Genomic DNA, 19,618 nt, shown 5'->3' on the forward strand with positions numbered 1-19,618 from the left:
GAAGTGCGCCGAACGTGCGGATTCTTACCGTTGTGTGGCGCGTGTCACATCTTGGCGCGTGCGGCGACGAACGCGTCGACCGCCCGGTTCACGTCCTCCGTGGTGTGCGCGGCCGACATCTGCGTGCGGATGCGGGCCTTGCCGTGCGGCACCACCGGGTACGAGAAGCCGATCACGTAGATGCCCTGTTCCAGCAGCAGATCCGCCAGGCGCGCCGCCTCGGCCGCGTCGCCGATCATCACCGGGATGATCGCGTGCTCGCCGGGGAGCAGGTCGAAGCCCTCCTCGGTCATCCGGCGGCGGAACAGCTCGGTGTTCTCCCTGAGCTGGGTGAGCAGGTCGGACGAGCTCGACAGCATGTCCAGCGTGGCGATCGCGGCTGCCGTGATCGACGGCGCGAGCGAGTTCGAGAACAGGTACGGCCGCGAACGCTGGCGCAGCAGTTCGACGATCTCTTTCCGGCCGGACGTGTAACCGCCGGACGCACCGCCGAGCGCCTTGCCGAGCGTGCCGGTGACGATGTCGACCCGGTCCTGCACGCCGAAGAGCTCCGGGGTGCCGCGGCCCGTCGGTCCGGTGAAGCCGACCGCGTGCGAGTCGTCGACCATGACCAGCGCGTTGTACCGCTCGGCCAGGTCGCAGATCTCGTCGAGCGGCGCGAGGTAGCCGTCCATCGAGAACACGCCGTCGGTTGCGATCAGCCGGTAGCGCGCGTCGGCCGAGTCCTTGAGCTGGCGCTCCAGGTCGTCCATGTCGCGGTTCTTGTACCGGAAGCGCTTCGCCTTGGAGAGCCGCACGCCGTCGATGATCGACGCGTGGTTCAGCTCGTCCGAGATGATCGCGTCCTCGGCGCCGAGCAGCGTCTCGAACAGACCGCCGTTCGCGTCGAAGCACGAGCTGTAGAGGATCGTGTCCTCGGTGCCGAGGAACTCGCTGAGCTTGCGCTCCAGTTCCTTGTGCGGCTCCTGGGTGCCGCAGATGAACCGCACCGACGCCATGCCGAAGCCCCACTCGTCGAGAGCGCTCTTGGCGGCCTCGATGAGCTTCGGGTGGTCGGCGAGCCCGAGGTAGTTGTTGGCGCAGAAGTTCAGGACCTCGTCACCCTGGCCGACCCGGACGGCGGCGTTCTGCGGGGTGGCGATGACGCGTTCGGACTTGTAGAGCCCGGCCTCCCTGATCTCCTCGATCGTCTTGAGGAGGTCGTTCTTCAGCTCGCCGTACATCAGGCTCCCGTCCAGTCGAGGATGACCTTGCCGCACTTGCCTTCGCGCGCGGTGGCAAACGCCTCCGCGTGCTGCGTGTGGTCGTACCGGTGCGTGATGACCGGCGCGAGGTCGAGGCCGCGCTGCAGCAGCACGGTCATCGAGTACCAGGTCTCGAACATCTCGCGGCCGTAGATCCCCTTGATGTGCAGCATCTTCAGCACGACGCTGCTCCAGTTGACGGAGAACTCCTCCGCGGGCAGCCCCAGCATCGCGATGCGACCGCCGTGCGCCATGTTCGCGATCATGCTCTGCAACGCCGACGGCTTGCCGGACATCTCCATGCCGACGTCGAAGCCCTCTGCCATGCCGAGCTCGGCCTGCGCCTGCTCGATGGTCTTCTCGGCGACGTTCACCGCGAGGTCGACGCCGACCTTGCGGGCCAGGTCCAGCCGGTGCTCGGACACGTCGGTGATCACGACGTTGCGCGCGCCCGCGTGCTTGGCCACCGCGGCGGCCATGATCCCGATCGGGCCGGCACCGGTGATGATCACGTCCTCGCCGATGACGGGGAAGCTCAACGCGGTGTGCACGGCGTTGCCGAACGGGTCGAAGATCGCGGCCACGTCCAGGTCGACCGGCGTCCGGTGCACCCACGCGTTCTGCTCGGGCAGCACGACGTACTGCGCGAACGCGCCGTTGGAGTGCACGCCGAGACCGCGCGTGTTGGCGCAGAGGTGGCGGCGTCCGGCCTTGCAGTTGCGGCAGGTCCCGCACACGAGGTGGCCCTCGCCGCTGACCAGGTCGCCGACTTTCACGCCGGTGACGCTGTTGCCGACTTCGACGACCTCGCCGACGAACTCGTGCCCGAGCGTGAGCGGCGCCTTGATGTTGGCGGCAGCCCAGTCGTCCCACGAGTCGATGTGCAGATCGGTGCCGCAGATGCCGGTCCTGAGCACCTTGACCAGCACATCTGTGGGACCCGGTGTCGGGTCGGGGACGTCGGTCAGTTCCAGGCCAGGCCCAGCGGCGACCTTGACGAGAGCCTTCATGCGGGAAGTCTCACCCTTTGCTGCTTGTGCAGTCCATCAGGACTTTCTGAAGTTCTTGTGCAGCTCAGCTTCATTGGCGATGTTGCGCACCATGCCGCCGAACACGACGCCGTGAAACGGCCAGACGACCGCCCAGTAGAGGTGCCCGGCGAGCCCTTTGGGCACGAACACGGCGCGTTGGCGGTAAGTGGACCCGCCTGGCCCACCGTCCGCCACTCGAAGCTCCAGCCACGCTTGGCCCGGCACCTTCATCTCGGCCCGCAGCCGCAGCAGCCTGCCCCGTTCGACCTCCTCGACCCGCCACCAGTCGAGGGCCTCGCCGACGTTCAACCGGTGCGGATCCCTGCGTCCTCGGCGCAGGCCCACCCCGCCGACGAGCCGATCCATCCACCCTCTGATGGCCCAGGCCAGCGGAAACGAGTACCAGCCGCGTTCGCCACCGATGCCCTCGACGACCTCCCAGAGCCGTTCGGGAGTGGCTCGCGTGTGGCGTTCGCGGTCGTCCGTGTAGACCGAACCACCGGACCAGTCGGGGTCGCTCGGCAGCGGCTCACTGGGCGCACCCGGTGTCGAAGCTCCTGACCAGCGCGTCTCCACGTCGGCGTCGCGGATCTTGGTCAACGCCAGCTCGACGGCCTTGTCGTAGCCGATGTTGTCGCCGGGGAGCAGGGCCTGGATGTCGTTCTCGCGGCACACCACCTCGTGCACCAGCGACTCGATCAACGGCCTCGCGATCGACCGCGGAACGGGCGTGACGACGTTGACCCAGTGCGAGGACAGGCCCGGCGTCAACACCGGCACGGGCAGCACGCGGCGCTTCGGCAGCCCCGCCACCTGGGCGTACCGCAGCATCATCTCCAGGTACGTCAGCACGTCCGGTCCACCGATGTCGAACGTCCGGTTCGCGTCCAGCGTCGTCGCGTCCACCAGGTACCGGAGCACGTCCCTCACCGCGATCGGCTGGATCCGGTTGTGCACCCACCGGGGCGTGACCATGACCGGCAGCCGTTCGGTCAGGTACCGAAGCATCTCGAACGACGCCGACCCGGACCCGATGATCACCGCGGCCTGGAGCACCACCGCGGGTGTCTCCGAACGCAGGAACACCTCACCGACCTCCTTGCGAGAGGCCAGGTGAGGAGACAGCTCGGTGTGCTCCGGGTGCAGTCCGCCCAGGTAGACGATCCGGCGCACGCCAGCGCGCCCGGCGGCCGCCGCGGTGTTCTCGGCGGCCTTCCGGTCAGCGTCCGCGAAGTCCTTCGAGTGCAACGAGTGCACGAGGTAGTGCACGACCTCGATGTCGCGCATGGCCTCGGAGAGGTCGCCGAGCACGTCACCGCGGACTATCTCGACGTCAGAGGCCCACGGCACGTCCCGCAGCTTCTCCGGCGACCGCACCAGGCAGCGCACCTGATGCCCGGCCGCGAGCAGCCGAGGCACGAGCCGTCCGCCGAGGTACCCGGTCGCGCCGGTCACGAGACACCGCATGCCCCGATCCTGCGCGTTGTCCCGGCGAGCCGCAGATCAGCGCTTCCGCTTGATCAGCACCGACCCGCCGCGCACGTGCCCGCGCACCTGGAAGTGGGGGTTGCCGACCGAGTTGTGGACCTTGTCCTTCAGCTCGCCGGCGGTGATCTCCACGGCGTCGATGTTCACCGACGAACCCGGAGGCAGCAGGAGCTTCACCGAGCCCAGCGACACGTCCAGGTCGACGTCGACGACCGGCGGCACGTCGGCCGCGGTGAAGTCGAGGTTGGTTGAGCCGAGGGTGTTGCGGATGACGAGCTCGCGCGGCACGACCCAGTGGCCCTTGCGGGTCGTCGTGCCCATCGTGTTCTTCAGCTCGGTCCGCGCGTGGGCCAGCTCGTTGTTGACCATGCCGGGCAGGTCGACCAGGACCGCGTTCAGGTCGGCGCGCGTTACTGCGGCCAGGGCGGTGTCCGTCCGCGTCGTGAACTCGTCGAGCGTGATCATGCCCCGGCCGACTGCCTTGTTCAGCAGGCTGACCACGTGCTCACGTTCGGGGTCGGACACGCGTAAGTCTCTCGGGTCTGTCATTTCTCTGCCTCCGGTTCGGCGTCGAGACCGTGCTCGATGGCATAACGCGCCAGCTCCACCCGGTTGTGCAGTTGAAGTTTCCGCAAAGTCGACTGGACGTGGTTCTCGACCGTGCGGTGGGAGATCACCAGGCGGTTGGCGATCTGGCGGGCGGTGAGTCCCTTGGCCACCAGCCGGAGGACCTCGGTCTCCCGGTCGGTGAGCTGCGGCTTGTCCTCCGAGTCGTCCGGAGCCGCGGCCATCCGCCGGTACTCGCCCAGCACCAGGCCGGCCAGACCCGCGGTGAACACGGCGTCTCCGGCGGCGGTGCGCGAGACGGCGTCGACCAGTTCCTCGGACGACGCGGACTTCACCAGGTAGCCGGACGCACCGGCTTTCACGGCTTGCAGCACGTCGTCGTGCTCGCCGGACGCGGACAGCACCAGCACGCGCGTGTCCGGCAGCTCGCTGGTGATCATCAGGGTCGCGTCGACGCCGGAGAGCTCGCCGAGGTTGAGGTCCATGAGCACCACGTTGGGGCGCACGGCTTTCGCGATGCGCACGGCCGAGGCCGCGTCGCCCGCGGTCGCCACGATGTCGAAGCCCCGCTCCTGCAGGTCGCGTGCCACGCCCTCGCGCCACATCGGGTGGTCGTCCACGACCATCACCGAGACCGTCACCTTGCCGCCCCCTTCCTGAACACCCGAACCTCCCATTCCGTGCCCTCCCCCGGCCCGGTCTGGAGCTCCAGCGTGCCGCCCAGCGATTCCACTCGGCCTTTGATCGACTTCTCGATCCCCATCCTGCCTTCCCGGGCCGCCGTCGCGATCCGGCCTTCCGGGATGCCAGGACCATCGTCCCGGACACTCAACACGATTTCTTCCCCGAGGTCTTCCAGCAGCACCCACGCCCGCGCGTCATCACCCGCGTGCTTGTCCACGTTGGACAGTGCCTCGCGAACGAGCGAGTGCAGTTCTCCTGCCGCTCCGGCCGCGAACATCACCTGGGTGGCGGGCGTCGACACCTGGATGCGAGGTGTGGCCAGTAACTGCAAACCGGGCCTGAGGTCGATCTCTCCGTCCACTGTGGAGTCGGTCGGCGCGGCGGCCACCAGGTTCCGCAACGCCACCTCCTGCTCACCGGCGAGCTTCGCCAGTTCCGCTGCCTCACCACCGACTTCGAGCCCACGCTTGCGCACGCGGGCGAGCACCTGCAGGACGCTGTCGTGGATCGAGCGCGCGAGGCGTTCCCGTTCCGCCGTGGCCGCTTCCGCGCGCAACGCCTGCGCGAGCAGCACCGCCGAACGCCGTGCCGTCGCGGACGCCATGCCGACGACCATGCCCGCGCCGGCCAGCAAGACGACGTCGCGCAGCAGGTCGAGGCTCGGCACACCCTTGGACAGGTAGGTGAAGAGGCCGACGGTCAGCCCGCCGGCGAACCCCGCCACCGGACCGCCGAGCGCGCCCAGCGCGACCGCGGGAACGCACGCCCAGATCGTGGTGATCAGCGGCACGTTCAGGGTCAGCAGCTGGTGGTCGGACATGATCAGCGGCGACAGCGACATGAGCCCGCACGTCAGCGCCAGGTCGATCAGCACCAAAGGCCAGCGCCTGCCCCACGGCGTGCTGTACGCGCGACTGGTGAACACGGACCACAGCGCCATCACCCCGAGCGTGATCCACGCCAGCTCCGGCCGGATGTAACCGGATTGGTTCGCGATCACGTTCGCCGCCGCGAAGAGGAATGTGACTATGCGTAGCGCGATCGTCCCGCGCCACAGCGGGGTGGCCGGGTCCTCGATCGCCTTCGTCACACGTTCGGCAGGCAGTTTGGGCACTCTGTGCTCCTTTCGGACACCATCCTGCCGCGTGAACGTGCGCTGGCTAACCCCCAGGTGGCCGTCTTCTGCCGAACGGAGGAATGTGCGACGCTCTCCGGGTTCAGGTGGGGAGGGCATACAGGTGCGCGACTGGCCGGTGTGGACACTGCGGCGGTCGGCGCTCTCCTACTGGATTTTCATCGACACGGCCGCACTGGTCCTCGTCACCTACGTCATCGTCTCGACGCCGACGCCGTCACCCTCCGAGATCGGCCGGTTCGCCGCCATCGCGGGCACAGCGGGCGCGGTGATCATCGGCAGCTCGATCTACAGCCACCGCCTCGGCGAGACCGAGCGCAACCCGTGGGCAGCGCACCTCTCCTATCTGACGGCCGGCATCCTCGCCCTGCCCCCGAACCTCCTGGTGCTCCTCCTGTTCGGCCCGGCCCTGCACTGCCTGCTGGCCCAGCGCCCGGAGACGCACCGCTGGCTGTTCACCCTGAGCGCCACTTCGCTCGCGGTGTTCGCCACCCGCTACCTGCTCGGCTGGTCCAACCCGCACGCCAGCCTCCCGGTCATGGTCTTCGGCGCCGTAGTCCTCCTCACCCTGCGAGCCGCTTTGATCGCGGCCGGCCTGAAACTGCGCCGCCCCACCGCCACCTTCGAGGAGAACGTCGGCGAACCGATCGACGCGGTCCTCGGCATCGTCGCGGTCTCCATCGGCGGCCTGATGGGCTGCGTGGCCGAGTCGAACGCCATCCACGCCCTGATCGCCGGCCCACCCCTCGCGCTGCTGGAACGCGCCGCCCAACTCCCGCAGTGGCGTCGCTCGGCCCAGCGCGACGCCAAGACGGGCCTCGCCAACGCCGTGCACTGGGACAGCCGCGCCCGCTACGAACTCACCAAGGGCTCCGGCCGCACCCGCCCGATGGCCGTGATGCTGCTCGACCTCGACCACTTCAAGAAGGTCAACGACGAGGTAGGCCACCTCGCCGGAGACGCCGCCCTCGCCGCCATCTCCTTGCTGCTGCGCGGCACCGTTCGTCGTGGCGATCTCGTCGGCCGGTTCGGTGGTGAGGAGTTCGTGGTGCTGCTCCCCGAAGCTTCACCCAACGAAGCGGAGTCGGTCGCCGAACGCGTCCGCAAGGCGGTAGCGGCGTTGCGGGTGCCGACCATGGCCACCGACGGCAAACCGCACGAGTTGCGCGGCCTCACCGTGTCGATCGGGGTCGCGACCACGACGAGGTTCGGCTACGAGCTGCCGGACCTGCTGGTGGCGGCCGACGCGGCACTGTTGGCAGCGAAGGCGTACGGCCGCAACCTGGTCTCGATGGCCTAGAGCTCTTTGACCCGCTCGCTCTTGTCGTCCTTCGGCGCCGTGTCCTGCGGATCCAGCACGTCGACCTGCGACGGGTCCTCCTCGGCGTCGGCGTCCGACACCAGCGACCGGATCCCGGAGTTCAGCACCGCCAGCAACGGCACCGCCAGCAGAGCCCCCGCGATCCCACCCACGACCAACCCACCGGCGATCGCGATCACGACCGCCAACGGGTGCAGCTTCACCGCGCGACCCAACAACAACGGCTGCAGCACGTGCGACTCCAGCTGCATCACGCCGATGAGCACGGCCAACACCACGAGAGCGGCGATCGGCCCGTTGGTCACCAGCGCGATCAAGACGGCCACGGAGCCCGTGAACACCGCACCGACGATGGGGATGAACGCGCCGAGGAACACCAACGCGGACAACGGCACCACAAGAGGCACGCCGATGATCGCCAACCCGATGCCGACACCCACGGCGTCGACGATCGCGACCGCTGTCGTCGCGCGCACATAAGAAACGAGAGAGCCGAACCCGCGACGCCCGGCCACGTCCACACGTGCGCGCACGTCACGAGGCACCGCGCGGGTCACGAACCGCCAGATGCCGTCTCCGTCGTGCAAGAAGAAGATCAGGGTGAACAGCGCGAGCAGCAGCCCGGTCAGCACCTCGCCGAGGGTCGCCGCGGTCGTCAGCGCACCGGACGTGATCTCCGCCTGGTTCTCCTTGATCGTCTTCACGATCTCGTTGAGGTAGTTCTGCAGCTGCGCGTCCGACAGGTGGGCGGGCCCGTCCTTCAACCACTTCTGAATGGTGTCCAGCGACGCCGACACCTGCGTCTGCAGTTCGGGCAGGCCGCGGGAGAACTCGCTGATCACGAACGTCAGGACGCCGCCGAGCGCGCCGATGCCGATGATCATCATCAGCGCCGTGGCCACGCCGCGCGGCACCCGCCACTCGACGAGCTTCGTCACGCCGGGGGACAGCAGTGCGGCGAGCAGCAGCGCGATTGCGACGGGGATCACGATCGAGGCGAGGAAGCCCAGCACGTACGCGACCACGTACAACGCGGCCACCACAACCACGAACCGCCAGCTCAGCGCCGCACTGACTCGCAGCAGCAGAGGAACGCGACCGCTGATCTCCGTCTCGTTTGCGCTCACAGGCCTCACGTTAACTGTTCGGACCCTGGCAAACCCGGAACCTGATAGGGATGATCCGTTCGTCAGGGGAGGACGAGAGTGATCAAGCCGGAAGACTTGACCGACGTCGAACGCCAGGTCGCCGGGGCCTACGCGGGCGGCACCGAGATCGACCTGACCGGGCAGAGCGTGCGCGGCGAGGTGCTCACCGGGTTGCTGACCGGTATGTACCGCGTGCCGCGCAAGGGATTGCCCGCACTGCGGCTGCGAAACGCGCGGGTCACCGGCAAGTTCGAGCTCGAGGGCACCAGAGTCACGCGTGTCATCGACCTCACCCACTGCACGTTCGAGGAGTCGCTCGACCTCCGGATGGCCCGGCTGATCGGCCTCAGGCTCAGAGGAACCCGCGTCCCCGGCTTCCAGGGCCGCAACCTCAGGGTCTTCAGCGATCTGGTCCTCGAAGCCGGCTTCACCTGCACCGGCATCGTCGACCTCACCGACGCGGCGGTCGACGGCACGCTGCGACTCGCCGGATCGGTTCTCCGTTCCAACAGCGAGCACGCGTTCCTCGGCGCGCGGCTGCGGGTCAGCGGATCCGTCCAGGCCATCGCGATGCGGGCCAACGGCGAGGTGCGACTCCGAGGCGCGGCGATCGGCGGCAGCGTCCACCTGGGCGGCGCGCGGCTGATCAACACGGGCCGGGACGCGCTGGAGGCGTCCGGGATAGTCGTCGCGGGCAACGTCTTCTGCAACGCCGAGGGCGGCCGGTTCACCGCGGACGGCCGGGTGCTGCTCGACGGCGCACGGGTCGGCGGCAACCTCGAGTTCACCGGCGCCCGCCTGCACTCCACCCACCGCGTCGACAACCAGGTGCTCGTCCTGCCGCACGGCCTGGCCGACGAAGCGGCGACGCTCGTGGCCGACCGCATCAAGGTCGAGGGCAACGTCGAGCTCGACAACGGCTTCACCTCCACCGGCACGGTCCGGCTGCCGAACGCGAGCGTCGGCGGCTACCTGCGACTCTCGGGCGCGGTGATCGGACCACGCGAGGTCGCCGAGGAGCTCGCCGGTGACGTCACCAACCGCATCCCGGTGGCGATTCACGCCGACGGCCTGCAGGTCAAAGGCGATGTCGAGGCCCGCAGCGCCGCGAACAACGGCGGCACGCGCACACCACCGTTGCAGACCTACGGCCAGGTGCGGCTGTCGAACGCGCACATCATGGGCAGCGCCAGCATGTCCGGGGTGTCGTTGCACGGGCCGGGCATCGACGTCCTGTTCGCCGACCGCCTGGAGATAGGCGGCACGCTCTTCCTGCGCGAGCTGAGGGCCAAGGGTTCGATCCGCCTGCAGAACGCGAACATCGGCTCCACCCTCGACATGTCCGGCGCCGAGCTGACGTTGCCGCGCCTGCGCCCCAACGGCACGCAGAAGCCGTCGCTCGACGCCCGCGCCATCACGATCGGCAAGGACCTGCTGTGCAGCCGCGGGTTCACCGCGGTCGGCGGCGTGCGGCTGCGGCTGGGCGAGGTCGGCAAGATGGCGACGTTCAGCGACTCGCACCTCGGCTCGACCGCGGCGGACATCGCGCTCAACGCCTACGGCCTCACCGTGCACCAGTTCCGCCTGCACATCCCCGAAGGCCAGCAACCCAAGGGCAAGGTCGTGCTGAGCAGGCTCAAGGCCGTCTCGGTCACCGACGGCCCCGGCTTGTGGGACGCCGAGGGTGGCGTGGCCGTCGACGACTTCGAGTTCGCCGGCATCACCGCGGACCCGGACGTGCCGGTGGAGACCCGGCTGAAGTGGCTGCTCAAGGTGCAGCCGGACTTCGCACCCGGACCGTACGAGCAGCTCGCCGCCGTCTACCAGCAGGGAGGCGAGGAGGAGCTCGCGCAGAAGGTCCAGCTGGAGAAGCAACGGCGGCGCTACTCCGAGCTCGGTCGCGCGGGCCGGGTCTGGGGCGCGGTGCAGCGGTGGACGGTCGGCTACGGCTACCGCCCGTGGCTCGCGATCTGCTGGCTCGGCGTGTTCTGGCTGGGCGGCGCGCTCTGGTTCCACTGGCACCCGATGGTCAAGCTCAACAAGGACGAGGACCCGGTGTGGAACGCCTGGCTCCTGTCGCTCGACCTGCTGCTGCCCATCATCGACTTCGGTCACGACGGGAAGTGGCAGTTCACGGGCGCTTCCCAGTGGATCTCGGGGACTTTGGTCGCCGTGGGCTGGGTGCTGGCGTCGACCGCGGCGGCGGGTGCGGCTCGGGTGCTGAAACGAGTTTGATCTTGGACCGGCGTTACGCGTCGTCGTTCACACGATGTAGTTAACCGAGCGCTCTGAGCGTGCATTCGGGGCAGTGGGACTGGCAGAGTCGCCGACGTCGACTTGATCACTTGATCGTCGGCGAATCCCTTGAGCGCCACCGAGTAGCGAGGTTTCCTGCGTTGTCCGCTGACATGCGAGCGAAGACGGGAGCGAACGGCATCCGCCGGTTCGCCACCCGAGCGCTGCTCGCCGTCGGTGGGGCGATCGCGGGCACGGCCGTCGCCTGGGCGCTCACCACGTCGTCCGCGAACGCGGCGGAGGACGTGCAGCAGTTCGACGTCGTCAGCAAGATCGTCCACGCGGACGAGAAGCTGCCAGTCGTCGTCCCCGCTGCCAAGGCCGTCGACAAGCTCGACGAAACGCTTCGCACCGAGCAGCAGAAGGCTCGTGCGGCTCTGCCGGACGTGCAGGTCTCCAAGGCGGTCGAGCAGATCGCCGAGCAGATCCTGCCGCAGGTCTCCAGGATCGGCCAGACCCAGGCTCCCGCCACCGCGCGGTCCCTGGACGTGGTCTTCCCGGAGACTCCGGCCGTCGCCGAGGGCGAACCTGCCCCGGCGGCACCGCAGTACACCGGCCCGTCCGGTGCTTTGTGGACGGAACTGTTGCAGCACAACGACTTCGTTGTGCCCTCCCAGCAGCTCCCGTCCCTGCCCAGCACCCCGTTCCCGAAGCTGCCCGTCCCGGCCCCCGCGCCGGTGCAGTGCTCTTCGTGCAACGACGGTTCTGGCTCTGCGAAGGGCGGCACCATCGCTGCTCTCGCTGCGTCTGACAACGCCCACGGCACCTCGGTGACGCGCGCTCTGCTGCCGTCCACCGACGAGGTCACCGTGACGCCGGGCAAGCAGCCCGGTATCAACCCAGACTGATTTCAGCGCGCGGTCCGCGGCAGCCCTCTCCCCCCGGCTGTCCGGTAGGTCGACCGTCGCGCTTTTTTCTTGCGCTCCTACAGGTCGATCACCGCGTGCGACTCCCCCGGTGATGGCGCGCCTTTCCCTGCGCGCTTCGACCCCACCCCCGTGAACCCCCCTGAATCCAGGGGACTTTCAAAAAGGAGACCCAATGCAGACCTGGGCAAAGCGCGGACTTCAGACCGCGTTTGTCACTGGTGGTTTGCTGATGCTCGGTACGGGCATCGCTTCTGCCCAGGAGAACGTCGACCCGGACGCAGCGCCCCCCGCTGTCGACGTCGCGGCCGCTGTCCCGCTGAAGGCTGACCAGAACAAGCTGGCCACGCCGGTCAAGGACATCACGGTCCCCAAGGTTGACCGCACGATCAGCACGGACCGCGTCACCAGCGCGGTGCCCACCCGCACGGCCTCGCCCGTCGCGAACCCGCTGATCCGCCAGGCAGGCGAGCGCCTGCAGGGCACCGCCCTCCAGGGGTTGGTGCGCGGCAACACGGTCCAGGCGCACGTTGACGTTCCGATCAACATCTGCGGCAACGCGATCGCGGTCCTCGCGAACACCGAGGCGACCGGCGACTGCCAGCAGAGCACGCACCGCGACGGCACCATCGTCACGGACGGCGCGGGCCAGGCTCTGGCCGGCAACGTCGTCGCCGTCAACCACGTGCTGCCGGTCCAGCTGACCGGTAACGCCATCGCGGCGGGTGGCAACGCCACCACCAACACGACCGCCGAGCAGGTGTCCACCACCGGCGGCGACATCACCACCAACGGTGACAAGGGCGCCATCTCCGGCAACGTGGTTGCCGAGCAGGGTGCGACCCCGGTTCAGATCACCGGCAACGGCGTGGGCGCGGCGGGCATCGCCGAGGCCAACTCGGTCGCCGACACGTTCGCCTCCTCCGAGGGCGACACCACGACGAGCGGCAAGGCCAGCTCGATCTCCGGCAACGCCGTGCCGATCCCGCTGGCCCCGCTGGCCGAGGTCAACGGCAACGCGGCCGCCGGTGCGGGCAACGCCTCCACCGACTCGACGCAGTCCGGTGCCGCCTACGCCGGTGGCAAGACGATCACCAACGGCGACCCCGCCACGCTCGCCGGCAACATCGTCGAGCCCGCGCTCGCCGGCCCGATCACGGTGGACGACAACTCCGCCGCCGTGGGTGGCAACTCGTCCGCGACGAGCGCCACGACGAACGACTCGAACGCCGGTGGCCAGAAGAACACCAGCGGTCACAGCTCCACGGCTTCCGGCAACATCGCCGGTGCGCCGATCTCGCTGCCCGTCGCCGCTGGTGGCAACGCCGGCTCGCTCGTCGGCAACGCGCTGACCGACCACTCGAACCAGGCGACCTCGAACGCCGGTGGCCCGGTCTTCACCACGGGTGAGAAGTCGGTTCTGTCCGGCAACCTCGTCGACGCTGCCCCGGCCTCGGCCGTGGACGCGTGCGGCATCGGTGGCACCCTCGGTGGCCAGGCCGCCGGTACCTGCGAGAACGACGTCAAGTCGACCACCTCGGGCTACCAGGGCACCATCGGCAACGACTCGGTCGTCGCCGGCAACCTGGTGCAGGCGCCCGTCGCGGCTCCGGCCGAGGTCTACGGCATCGCCGGCGCGCTCGGCGGCCAGGCCTCCGGCTCGGCGGACGAGACCAAGGAGGTTCGCTCCAGCGGTCAGCCGAACACGGTCGACGACAACGGCACGGTGTCGAGCAACATCGTCACCGCGCCCACCGCCGTCGCGCCGCAGGTCTTCGCGGTCACCGCGGGCCTCGTCGGCAACACCACCTCCGAGTCGTCCAACGACACCTCGGTCAAGGCGGGCGACGACCCCAAGGCGTGGGGCAAGAAGAGCTCGGTCTCCGGCAACATCGTCCAGGCTCCGACCTCGACGCCGGCCCAGGTCTTCGCCGACGGTGCCACCCTGGTCGGCAACAACAAGACCACCGGTGACAACGCCACCGACATGGCCGCGGGCGGCGACGCTCACACCAACGGTGACGCGGGCTCCATCGCGGGCAACGTCGTCTCGGCTCCGGTCGCCACCGGCACGCAGGTGCTCGGCTGGTCGGTCGGCGGCGGCAGCAACGTCGACTCGTTCACCACGAACGACCTCGACTCCGTGGCCGGCGGCGACGTCGCCAGCAGCGGCAACAAGGGCTCGGTGTCCGGCAACCTGATCGGCGCGCAGCCGGCCGTGTCGCCGCTGCTCCCCGGCAACACCGTTGCCGCGGCGGGCATCACCAACTCCGACGCCGTCAGCGACACCAACGTGGTGGCCGGTGGCGACAGCCAGTCGCAGGCGCAGGACGCTTCGGTGTCCGGCAACCTGATCCACGTCCCCGCCAACGCCGCTGCCGCGGTGTTCGCGGACGCGGTCGCGGCTGCGGGCAACGCCTCCACGGCGACCGACGAGACGTCGTTCACCAAGGCCGGCGGCCTCATGGAGACGGACGGCAGCGGCCCGCTGACCGCCCGCGAGATGACTGTCCCGGTCGAGGCCGCGGCTGCCGTCATCTACGTGCCGATCGAGGTTCTCGGCCAGGCGACCACCGCCGGTGCCAACGAGGACGTGCAGGAGACCGGCGAGCAGCAGGGCGGCACGCTGCGTGCCACCCAGCTCAAGGGCCTCGAGCTCCCCAAGGGCGTCGACAGCCTGATGAAGGCGGACGAGGTTCCGGCGTTCCACGGCATCGACAAGCTGCCGGTGAACGCGCTGCCCAGCCCGGAAGGCCTGCAGGCCATGGCCGGCCAGCTGCCCACCCCGCAGCTGCCCGCCGTCGGTGAGCTGCCCTCGCTGCCGACCGAGCGCTCGAACGTCCCGCTGAACGGTGGCACCGCCGGCATCACGCCGAACGTCCAGGGCCTGCCCCTGGGCCAGGTGCTGGAGGCCGCGAAGGGTCTGCTCCCCGCCGGCGTTCCGGCTGCCGAGCGTTCGCTGCCGTCCGTGCCGTCGCTGCCCTTCACCGCGCCGGCCCTGCCGGTTCCGGTGCAGCTGCCCGCGCTGCCGACCGAGCGTTCGCTGCCCGCGCTGCCGCTCGACGGCCCGGCCTCGCTCTCGGGTGTCAACCTGAACCCGACCCAGGGCCTGGTTCCGGCCGCTGGTGAGCGTGCCCTCCCGCAGCTCCCGGTGAACGCCCCGGCGCTCGCCATGATCGACCCGGCCAACGTCTTCCAGACGCTGACCGGCTCGCTGTAACACCCGAAAGTTGTAACACCCTCCTCCGGTAAGAAGCTGAGCCCCGGCGACACGACGGTGTCGCCGGGGCTCAGTGCTGTTCGGCGGTGGAGAGGATGTCGTCCGGCTCGGTGTCGCCGTCGCTCGTCACCCAGTGGATCTGCGGAACATCCCCGACCAGCTGCCTGATCAGCGCCGAGATCGGGGACCCGTCGCCGAAGTCGTGCTCGGCGAGAACGGCCAGCACCGTGTCGCGATACCGGGCGACCGTGAAGTCCGGCCGCAAGCCGGCCCGCAGGACGCGAGCAGCGTCGAGCAGCGAGTCCGGCGCGGTGATCAGGACGAGCGTGACGAGAGTGCCTCGGGTCCTGGCGCGGATCAGCGACTGCTCCAGGCGGTCGAGCAGCAGTGCGTGGCCGGGCAGGCCCGTGACTGGGTCGTGCAGCACGAATCGTGTTTATCCGAGGTCACGCCTGTTGACCAGCATTGCCGCGCCGAAGAGCGTCAGCCGAATACGTGAACATCACCCTCGGACGCGGCGAAGATCTCTCCGGAGAACTGCTCGCGAGCCGCGGCCACCGCGGCGAAGCGGTCGTTGCCCGGCCAGAAGTGGGTCAGCATCAGGCGCCGCGCACCGGCTTCCCGCGCCCACGAACCAGCCGCTTCGGACGTCATCAACAGGCCCGAGGTGTCTCCCGGCCGGTCGGTCGCCTCGACGATGAAGAGATCCGCGTCCCGGCCCAGCGTCGCCAGCGCTTCGGACGGACCCGTGTCCCCGGTGTAGGCGAGAACGCGTTTCGACTCCAGGCGCACACCCGCGTTCGGGACGAAGTGCGGCAGGTCGAGACCGGTCAGCCGGAACGGGCCGACCTCCCACTCACCCGGCAGCGCGTGCACGTCGAAGACCTTCCCCAGCGGCACCTCGGGTTCGAGACCCTGCAGCCGGTCGAGCACACCCGGCGGGCAGTACAACGGCAGCCTGGCGCCCTTCCCGTAGCACCGCATGCGGAACAAACCGTGCAGGTCAGCGCAGTGATCGGGGTGCTCGTGGGTGATCACCACAGCATCCGGGCCCTCCGGCCAGAGGTCGAGCAGCCGAGGCAGCGTGCCGTAGCCGAGATCGAGGGCCACCCGGTATCCCTGGTCTTCGACGGCGAAACCGCTGCAGGCCCTGCCCGGTTCCGGATAGGCGCCGCAGGTGCCGAGAACGGTCAGTCGCATGCGAGCAGTGTGGCGAACCGGGCCATTTCGACGTGCGGATCGACCACCGGTTGAACGAGGAGCTCGCCCACCCCGGCCTGTTCCAGCGTGGCGATGCGGGCGCGGAGGTCGTCGCGGGTGCCGACGAGCGCGAGCGCGTTCATCAGCGAGGGCACGACCAGGTCCCGGTCCTGCGGTGCGATGCGGCCGAGGTAGCCGGGATAGATCTTGGTGTACCGGTCCGGCGAGGTCGCGGTGGTGCCACGCCGGTCGAGGAACCGCTGCACCACCTCTCGTTCCTCCGGCCCCAGTCGGTCGGCGAAGGCGGGCTCGTCGGCGGCGAAAGCCAGCAACGACAGGACGAGATGGCCGGTCGCGTCCCTGGCCGCGTCGCCGTGGGGATCCGAGCCGTCGTCGAGCACGTGCAGCGCGGTGACCAGGTAGGAGTCGCCGCCTTGGTGGAGCGCCTGCCAGGCGTTCGGGTCCAGCAAGCCGAACGAGATCAGACCGGTGCCGCGACGGCCGGCGACAGCGGCGGCTTTCGGACCGAGCGCGGCCACGACGAACTCGATCGGGTCCGCGGTGTTCACGTACGACCCGGTGTGCAGGAACCGGATGTCGCGACCCCTGTACTCGGTCGAACGCCCGGCACACAGGTCCTGCAGCGCTTCGACGAACTTCTCGAGCGTGGCGACCGAGTTCGGCCGCAGGCCCAGGGTGCGCCGGGCGGTGTTCCCGGTGCCGACACCGCAGATGATCCGGCCAGGTGCCAGCGCGTTCAAGCTGGTCAACGCGCTCGCGGTGGCGGGTGCCGAGCGCAGCCCAGGAGAGGTCACGCCGATGCCGAGCTTGATCCGGCGGGTGGCCTTCGCGCACAGCGCAAGGGCGACGAACGGATCGCCGTGGACCATCGGGGTGTCGTAAACCCAGAAGCTGTGCAGGCCAAGCTCTTCGGCCCGCACAGCGAGGTCTTCCACACCCGGCTGCGCGGTGACCACGACGCCTGCACGCATCACGCGTTCAGCCTCGCAGGTCGCGGCCGCGCACGTCCGCGACCACCGCTCAGACGTTCCGGATCAGGCCTGGGCCAGGTCCGTGAAGCGGCTGTAGTGCAGCTGGTGCGCCACGGTGATGGTGGCGGTCGGGCCGGCACGGTGCTTGGCGATGATCAGGTCGGCCTCGCCCGCGCGGGGGTCGTCGCGTTCCCAGGCGTCCGGACGGTTGATCATGATGACCATGTCGGCGTCCTGCTCGAGCGAGCCGGACTCACGGAGGTCGGACAGCATCGGCTTCTTGTCGGTGCGCTGTTCCGGGCCGCGGTTCAGCTGGGAGATCGCGATGACCGGGACGTGGAGCTCCTTGGCGATCAGCTTCAGGTTTCGCGAGAACTCCGAGACTTCCTGCTGGCGGGACTCGGACTTCTTGCCGGAGCTCATCAGCTGGAGGTAGTCGACGACCACCAGCCGCAGGTCGTGCCGCTGCTTGAGGCGACGGGCCTTGGCGCGGATCTCCATCATCGTGAGGTTCGGGCTGTCGTCGACGAACAGCGGCGCCTCGCTGATCTCGCTCATCCGGCGGGCGAGGCGGGTCCAGTCGTCGTCGCTCATGCGGCCACCGCGCATGTCGCCGAGGCGGATGCGGGCCTCGGCGGAGAGCATGCGCATCACGATCTCGGTGCGGCTCATTTCCAGACTGAAGATGGCGCTGGTCAGGCCGTGTTTGATGGACGCGGACCTGGCGAAGTCGAGGCCCAGCGTCGAGTTGTGGGTCGGGATCATCGTCTCGCCCGCGAGGTACAGGTGGTCGTGGTTGTCGACCTCCACGCACCGCACCGGCACGGACGCGACCGGGCGCACCGCGACGATCTCCACCTGGTCGTGGCGGCCCAGGCCGGCGATCAGCTCGTCGACGTCACGACGCAGGCGCGCGAACCTGCCGTCGATCTGCAGCGCCGCGAGCAGTTCCTCGCGCTGCTTGCGCGAGGCCCGCAGGTACGCGGCGGGGATGTGCGGGTCGTCCGCCACGTCGAGGTCCTTGGCCACGCGCAGCTCTTCGTCCGTCAGCTCCAGGTCGCCCAGGCCGGACAGGAACTTGCCGAGCGCGGTGGGCGAGAGCGGCAACGAGGCGGCGGGCAGCTCCCAGGCGGCCGACATGCGCACGAACACGCGGCACAGGCCGATCTTCTGGAACAGCTGCGCCGTCGTGCGGATGGCCCAGAAGCCACCGGTCTCGCTGCACGACTCCGTGAGCCACTGGTGCTCCGCGTCGGCCACGATCACCGCGCCGTCGGAGAACTCGACCTCGAAGCACGGGCGGCCCGTCATCACCTCGGTCGCGGCGACCACGCGAGTCGGGCGGCCGTCGGCGCCGATCAGGAAGTCGCCCGGCGCGACCGAACCCATCGTGGTCCAGCCGGACGGGGTGGGCAGCGGGGTGTCGAGGGCGAGCGCCTTGCCGACACCGGGGCGGGCGGCGACGATGATCATCTGGCCGCCGTGCAGGCCGTTCGTCAGCTCGTCGAGGTCGGCGAAGCCCGTCGGGATGCCCTGCGAGATGCCGCCGCGCGACGCGATCGCGTCGATCTCGTCCATCGTCGGCTGGAGCAGGTCCTCCAGCGCCACGTAGTCCTCTGTGGTGCGGCGGTCGGTGACCTCGTAGATCGCCGCCTGCGCGCGGTCGACCACCTCGTCGACGTCCGCGCCCTCGGCACCGTTGTACCCGAGCTGCACGATGCGCGTGCCGGCCTCGACCAGCCTCCGCAGCACGGCCTTCTCGGCCACGATCTCGGCGTAGTAGCCGGCGTTCGCTGCCGTCGGCACCGTCGCGATCAACGTGTGCAGGTACGGCGCGCCACCCACGCGCAGCAGCTCGCCGCGCCGTTCGAGCTCGGCGGAGATGGTGATCGGGTCGGCGGGCTCACCGCGGCCGTAGAGGTCGAGGATGCAGTCGTAGATCGCCTGGTGCGCCGGGCGGTAGAAGTCGTTCGGCGCGAGCGCCTCGATGACGTCCGCGATGGCGTCCTTGGACAGCAGCATGCCGCCCAGCACGGACTGCTCGGCGGCGAGGTCCTGTGGCGGCTGACGCTCGAATCCGGGTTCCGCCATACCCCGGTCGTCCACCAGCGCCACTGCCAAATCACCCCTGCGAAGAGTCGAGAGCCGGTGCGTTCCCCTAGTTGTACAGCGCTGCACCGACAATTTCGGGCGGCCACGCTGTGCGATGGTCATCGCCCGTGACGCGACGCTAGAGGGACCCGTCCGGAGCAAGCAAACCAGCGTGTGGATCGTCCTGTGGACAACTGGGGGACAACCTGTGGATGGTTGCTCACAGGGGTGGGAGCGCTGGGGACAACCTGTTGACAACCGGTGGGGTGACAGAAGTAACCGCAGCTCAGAGGCTGTGAACAAGTTGTGGAAAAAGTTGTGCGCCACACCCTCGGC

At 69.2% G+C, this 19,618-nt stretch carries 15 protein-coding genes; 4 read left to right on the top strand and 11 right to left on the bottom strand.

Features of this window, described 5'->3' with window-relative positions:
• Positions 1–44: 44 nt before the first annotated feature.
• From AB0M24_RS26280 to AB0M24_RS26305, 6 genes are read right to left on the bottom strand one after another with little or no spacing between them, the layout of a single operon-like run.
• On the bottom strand, positions 45–1,223 hold the full coding sequence (locus AB0M24_RS26280) for a glycine C-acetyltransferase (RefSeq protein ID WP_363773065.1): 1,179 nt from the start codon (positions 1,221–1,223) through the stop codon (positions 45–47).
• Positions 1,223–2,254 carry an L-threonine 3-dehydrogenase gene (gene tdh, locus AB0M24_RS26285; protein ID WP_363773068.1) on the bottom strand — a complete coding sequence of 344 codons (1,032 nt, stop codon included), beginning with the start codon at positions 2,252–2,254 and terminating at the stop codon, positions 1,223–1,225. The genes AB0M24_RS26280 and tdh overlap by 1 nt, the downstream gene beginning before the upstream one ends.
• 36 nt (positions 2,255–2,290) lie before the next feature.
• Positions 2,291–3,742: an SDR family oxidoreductase gene (locus tag AB0M24_RS26290; RefSeq protein WP_363773071.1), complete on the bottom strand. Its 1,452-nt coding sequence runs from the start codon at positions 3,740–3,742 to the stop codon at positions 2,291–2,293.
• Between the two features lie 36 nt (positions 3,743–3,778).
• A complete protein-coding gene (locus AB0M24_RS26295) occupies positions 3,779–4,288 on the bottom strand; it encodes a DUF1707 domain-containing protein (RefSeq protein WP_363773074.1) in 510 nt (169 codons plus the stop codon).
• Between the two features lie 20 nt (positions 4,289–4,308).
• A complete protein-coding gene (locus AB0M24_RS26300) occupies positions 4,309–4,956 on the bottom strand; it encodes a response regulator transcription factor (protein WP_363773429.1) in 648 nt (215 codons plus the stop codon).
• Between the two features lie 11 nt (positions 4,957–4,967).
• Complete coding sequence (locus AB0M24_RS26305) at positions 4,968–6,128, bottom strand: DUF5931 domain-containing protein (RefSeq protein WP_363773077.1); 1,161 nt, start codon at positions 6,126–6,128, stop codon at positions 4,968–4,970.
• Between the two features lie 124 nt (positions 6,129–6,252).
• Here AB0M24_RS26305 and AB0M24_RS26310 point away from each other — a divergent pair, with 124 nt between their 5' ends.
• The gene (locus tag AB0M24_RS26310; protein WP_363773080.1) at positions 6,253–7,449 is read left to right on the top strand and encodes a diguanylate cyclase; all 1,197 of its coding nucleotides are present in this window, start codon (positions 6,253–6,255) and stop codon (positions 7,447–7,449) included.
• On the opposite strand, the gene AB0M24_RS26315 is transcribed toward AB0M24_RS26310, so the two are convergent.
• Complete coding sequence (locus AB0M24_RS26315; RefSeq protein ID WP_363773083.1) at positions 7,446–8,597, bottom strand: AI-2E family transporter; 1,152 nt, start codon at positions 8,595–8,597, stop codon at positions 7,446–7,448. The two genes, AB0M24_RS26310 and AB0M24_RS26315, sit on opposite strands and share 4 nt — an antisense overlap.
• 78 nt (positions 8,598–8,675) lie before the next feature.
• On the opposite strand from AB0M24_RS26315, the gene AB0M24_RS26320 reads away from it, so the two are divergent.
• The 3 genes from AB0M24_RS26320 to AB0M24_RS26330 all read left to right on the top strand — a co-directional run bounded on the left by AB0M24_RS26320 (position 8,676) and on the right by AB0M24_RS26330 (position 14,999).
• Positions 8,676–10,853, top strand: a complete 2,178-nt coding sequence (locus AB0M24_RS26320; protein ID WP_363773086.1) for a hypothetical protein — start codon at positions 8,676–8,678, stop codon at positions 10,851–10,853.
• Positions 10,854–11,026: 173 nt separating this feature from the next.
• Positions 11,027–11,761, top strand: coding sequence for a hypothetical protein (locus tag AB0M24_RS26325; protein ID WP_363773089.1), 735 nt, complete (start codon positions 11,027–11,029; stop codon positions 11,759–11,761).
• Positions 11,762–11,954: 193 nt separating this feature from the next.
• Positions 11,955–14,999, top strand: coding sequence for a chaplin family protein (locus AB0M24_RS26330; protein WP_363773091.1), 3,045 nt, complete (start codon positions 11,955–11,957; stop codon positions 14,997–14,999).
• 70 nt (positions 15,000–15,069) lie between these two features.
• Here the strand turns inward: AB0M24_RS26330 and AB0M24_RS26335 are convergent, their stop codons facing one another.
• The 4 genes from AB0M24_RS26335 to dnaB form a co-directional block, all read right to left on the bottom strand.
• Positions 15,070–15,426, bottom strand: coding sequence for a hypothetical protein (locus AB0M24_RS26335; protein WP_363773094.1), 357 nt, complete (start codon positions 15,424–15,426; stop codon positions 15,070–15,072).
• 56 nt (positions 15,427–15,482) lie between these two features.
• Positions 15,483–16,199, bottom strand: a complete 717-nt coding sequence (locus AB0M24_RS26340) for an MBL fold metallo-hydrolase (RefSeq protein WP_363773097.1) — start codon at positions 16,197–16,199, stop codon at positions 15,483–15,485.
• Positions 16,190–17,191 carry an LLM class flavin-dependent oxidoreductase gene (locus AB0M24_RS26345; protein WP_363773432.1) on the bottom strand — a complete coding sequence of 334 codons (1,002 nt, stop codon included), beginning with the start codon at positions 17,189–17,191 and terminating at the stop codon, positions 16,190–16,192. The genes AB0M24_RS26340 and AB0M24_RS26345 overlap by 10 nt, the downstream gene beginning before the upstream one ends.
• 63 nt (positions 17,192–17,254) lie before the next feature.
• Positions 17,255–19,405 (bottom strand): replicative DNA helicase, encoded by a 2,151-nt coding sequence (dnaB, locus tag AB0M24_RS26350; RefSeq protein ID WP_363773100.1) that lies wholly within the window; start codon positions 19,403–19,405, stop codon positions 17,255–17,257.
• Positions 19,406–19,618 lie beyond the last annotated feature (213 nt).

The organism is Lentzea sp. NPDC051838 (assembly GCF_040681245.1).
GTDB lineage: Bacteria > Actinomycetota > Actinomycetes > Mycobacteriales > Pseudonocardiaceae > Lentzea.

Bases quoted from the DNA above. Each gene is read 5' to 3' on its own strand.
- AB0M24_RS26325 (WP_363773089.1), top strand. From the start codon at position 11,027: ATGCGAGCGAAGACGGGAGCGAACGGCATCCGCCGGTTCGCCACCCGA.
- AB0M24_RS26340 (WP_363773097.1), bottom strand. From the start codon at position 16,199: ATGCGACTGACCGTTCTCGGCACCTGCGGCGCCTATCCGGAACCGGGC.
- AB0M24_RS26280 (WP_363773065.1), bottom strand. From the start codon at position 1,223: ATGTACGGCGAGCTGAAGAACGACCTCCTCAAGACGATCGAGGAGATC.
- tdh (WP_363773068.1), bottom strand. From the start codon at position 2,254: ATGAAGGCTCTCGTCAAGGTCGCCGCTGGGCCTGGCCTGGAACTGACC.
- AB0M24_RS26300 (WP_363773429.1), bottom strand. From the start codon at position 4,956: ATGGTCGTGGACGACCACCCGATGTGGCGCGAGGGCGTGGCACGCGAC.
- AB0M24_RS26330 (WP_363773091.1), top strand. From the start codon at position 11,955: ATGCAGACCTGGGCAAAGCGCGGACTTCAGACCGCGTTTGTCACTGGT.
- AB0M24_RS26345 (WP_363773432.1), bottom strand. From the start codon at position 17,191: ATGCGTGCAGGCGTCGTGGTCACCGCGCAGCCGGGTGTGGAAGACCTC.
- AB0M24_RS26290 (WP_363773071.1), bottom strand. From the start codon at position 3,742: ATGCGGTGTCTCGTGACCGGCGCGACCGGGTACCTCGGCGGACGGCTC.
- dnaB (WP_363773100.1), bottom strand. From the start codon at position 19,405: ATGACCATCGCACAGCGTGGCCGCCCGAAATTGTCGGTGCAGCGCTGT.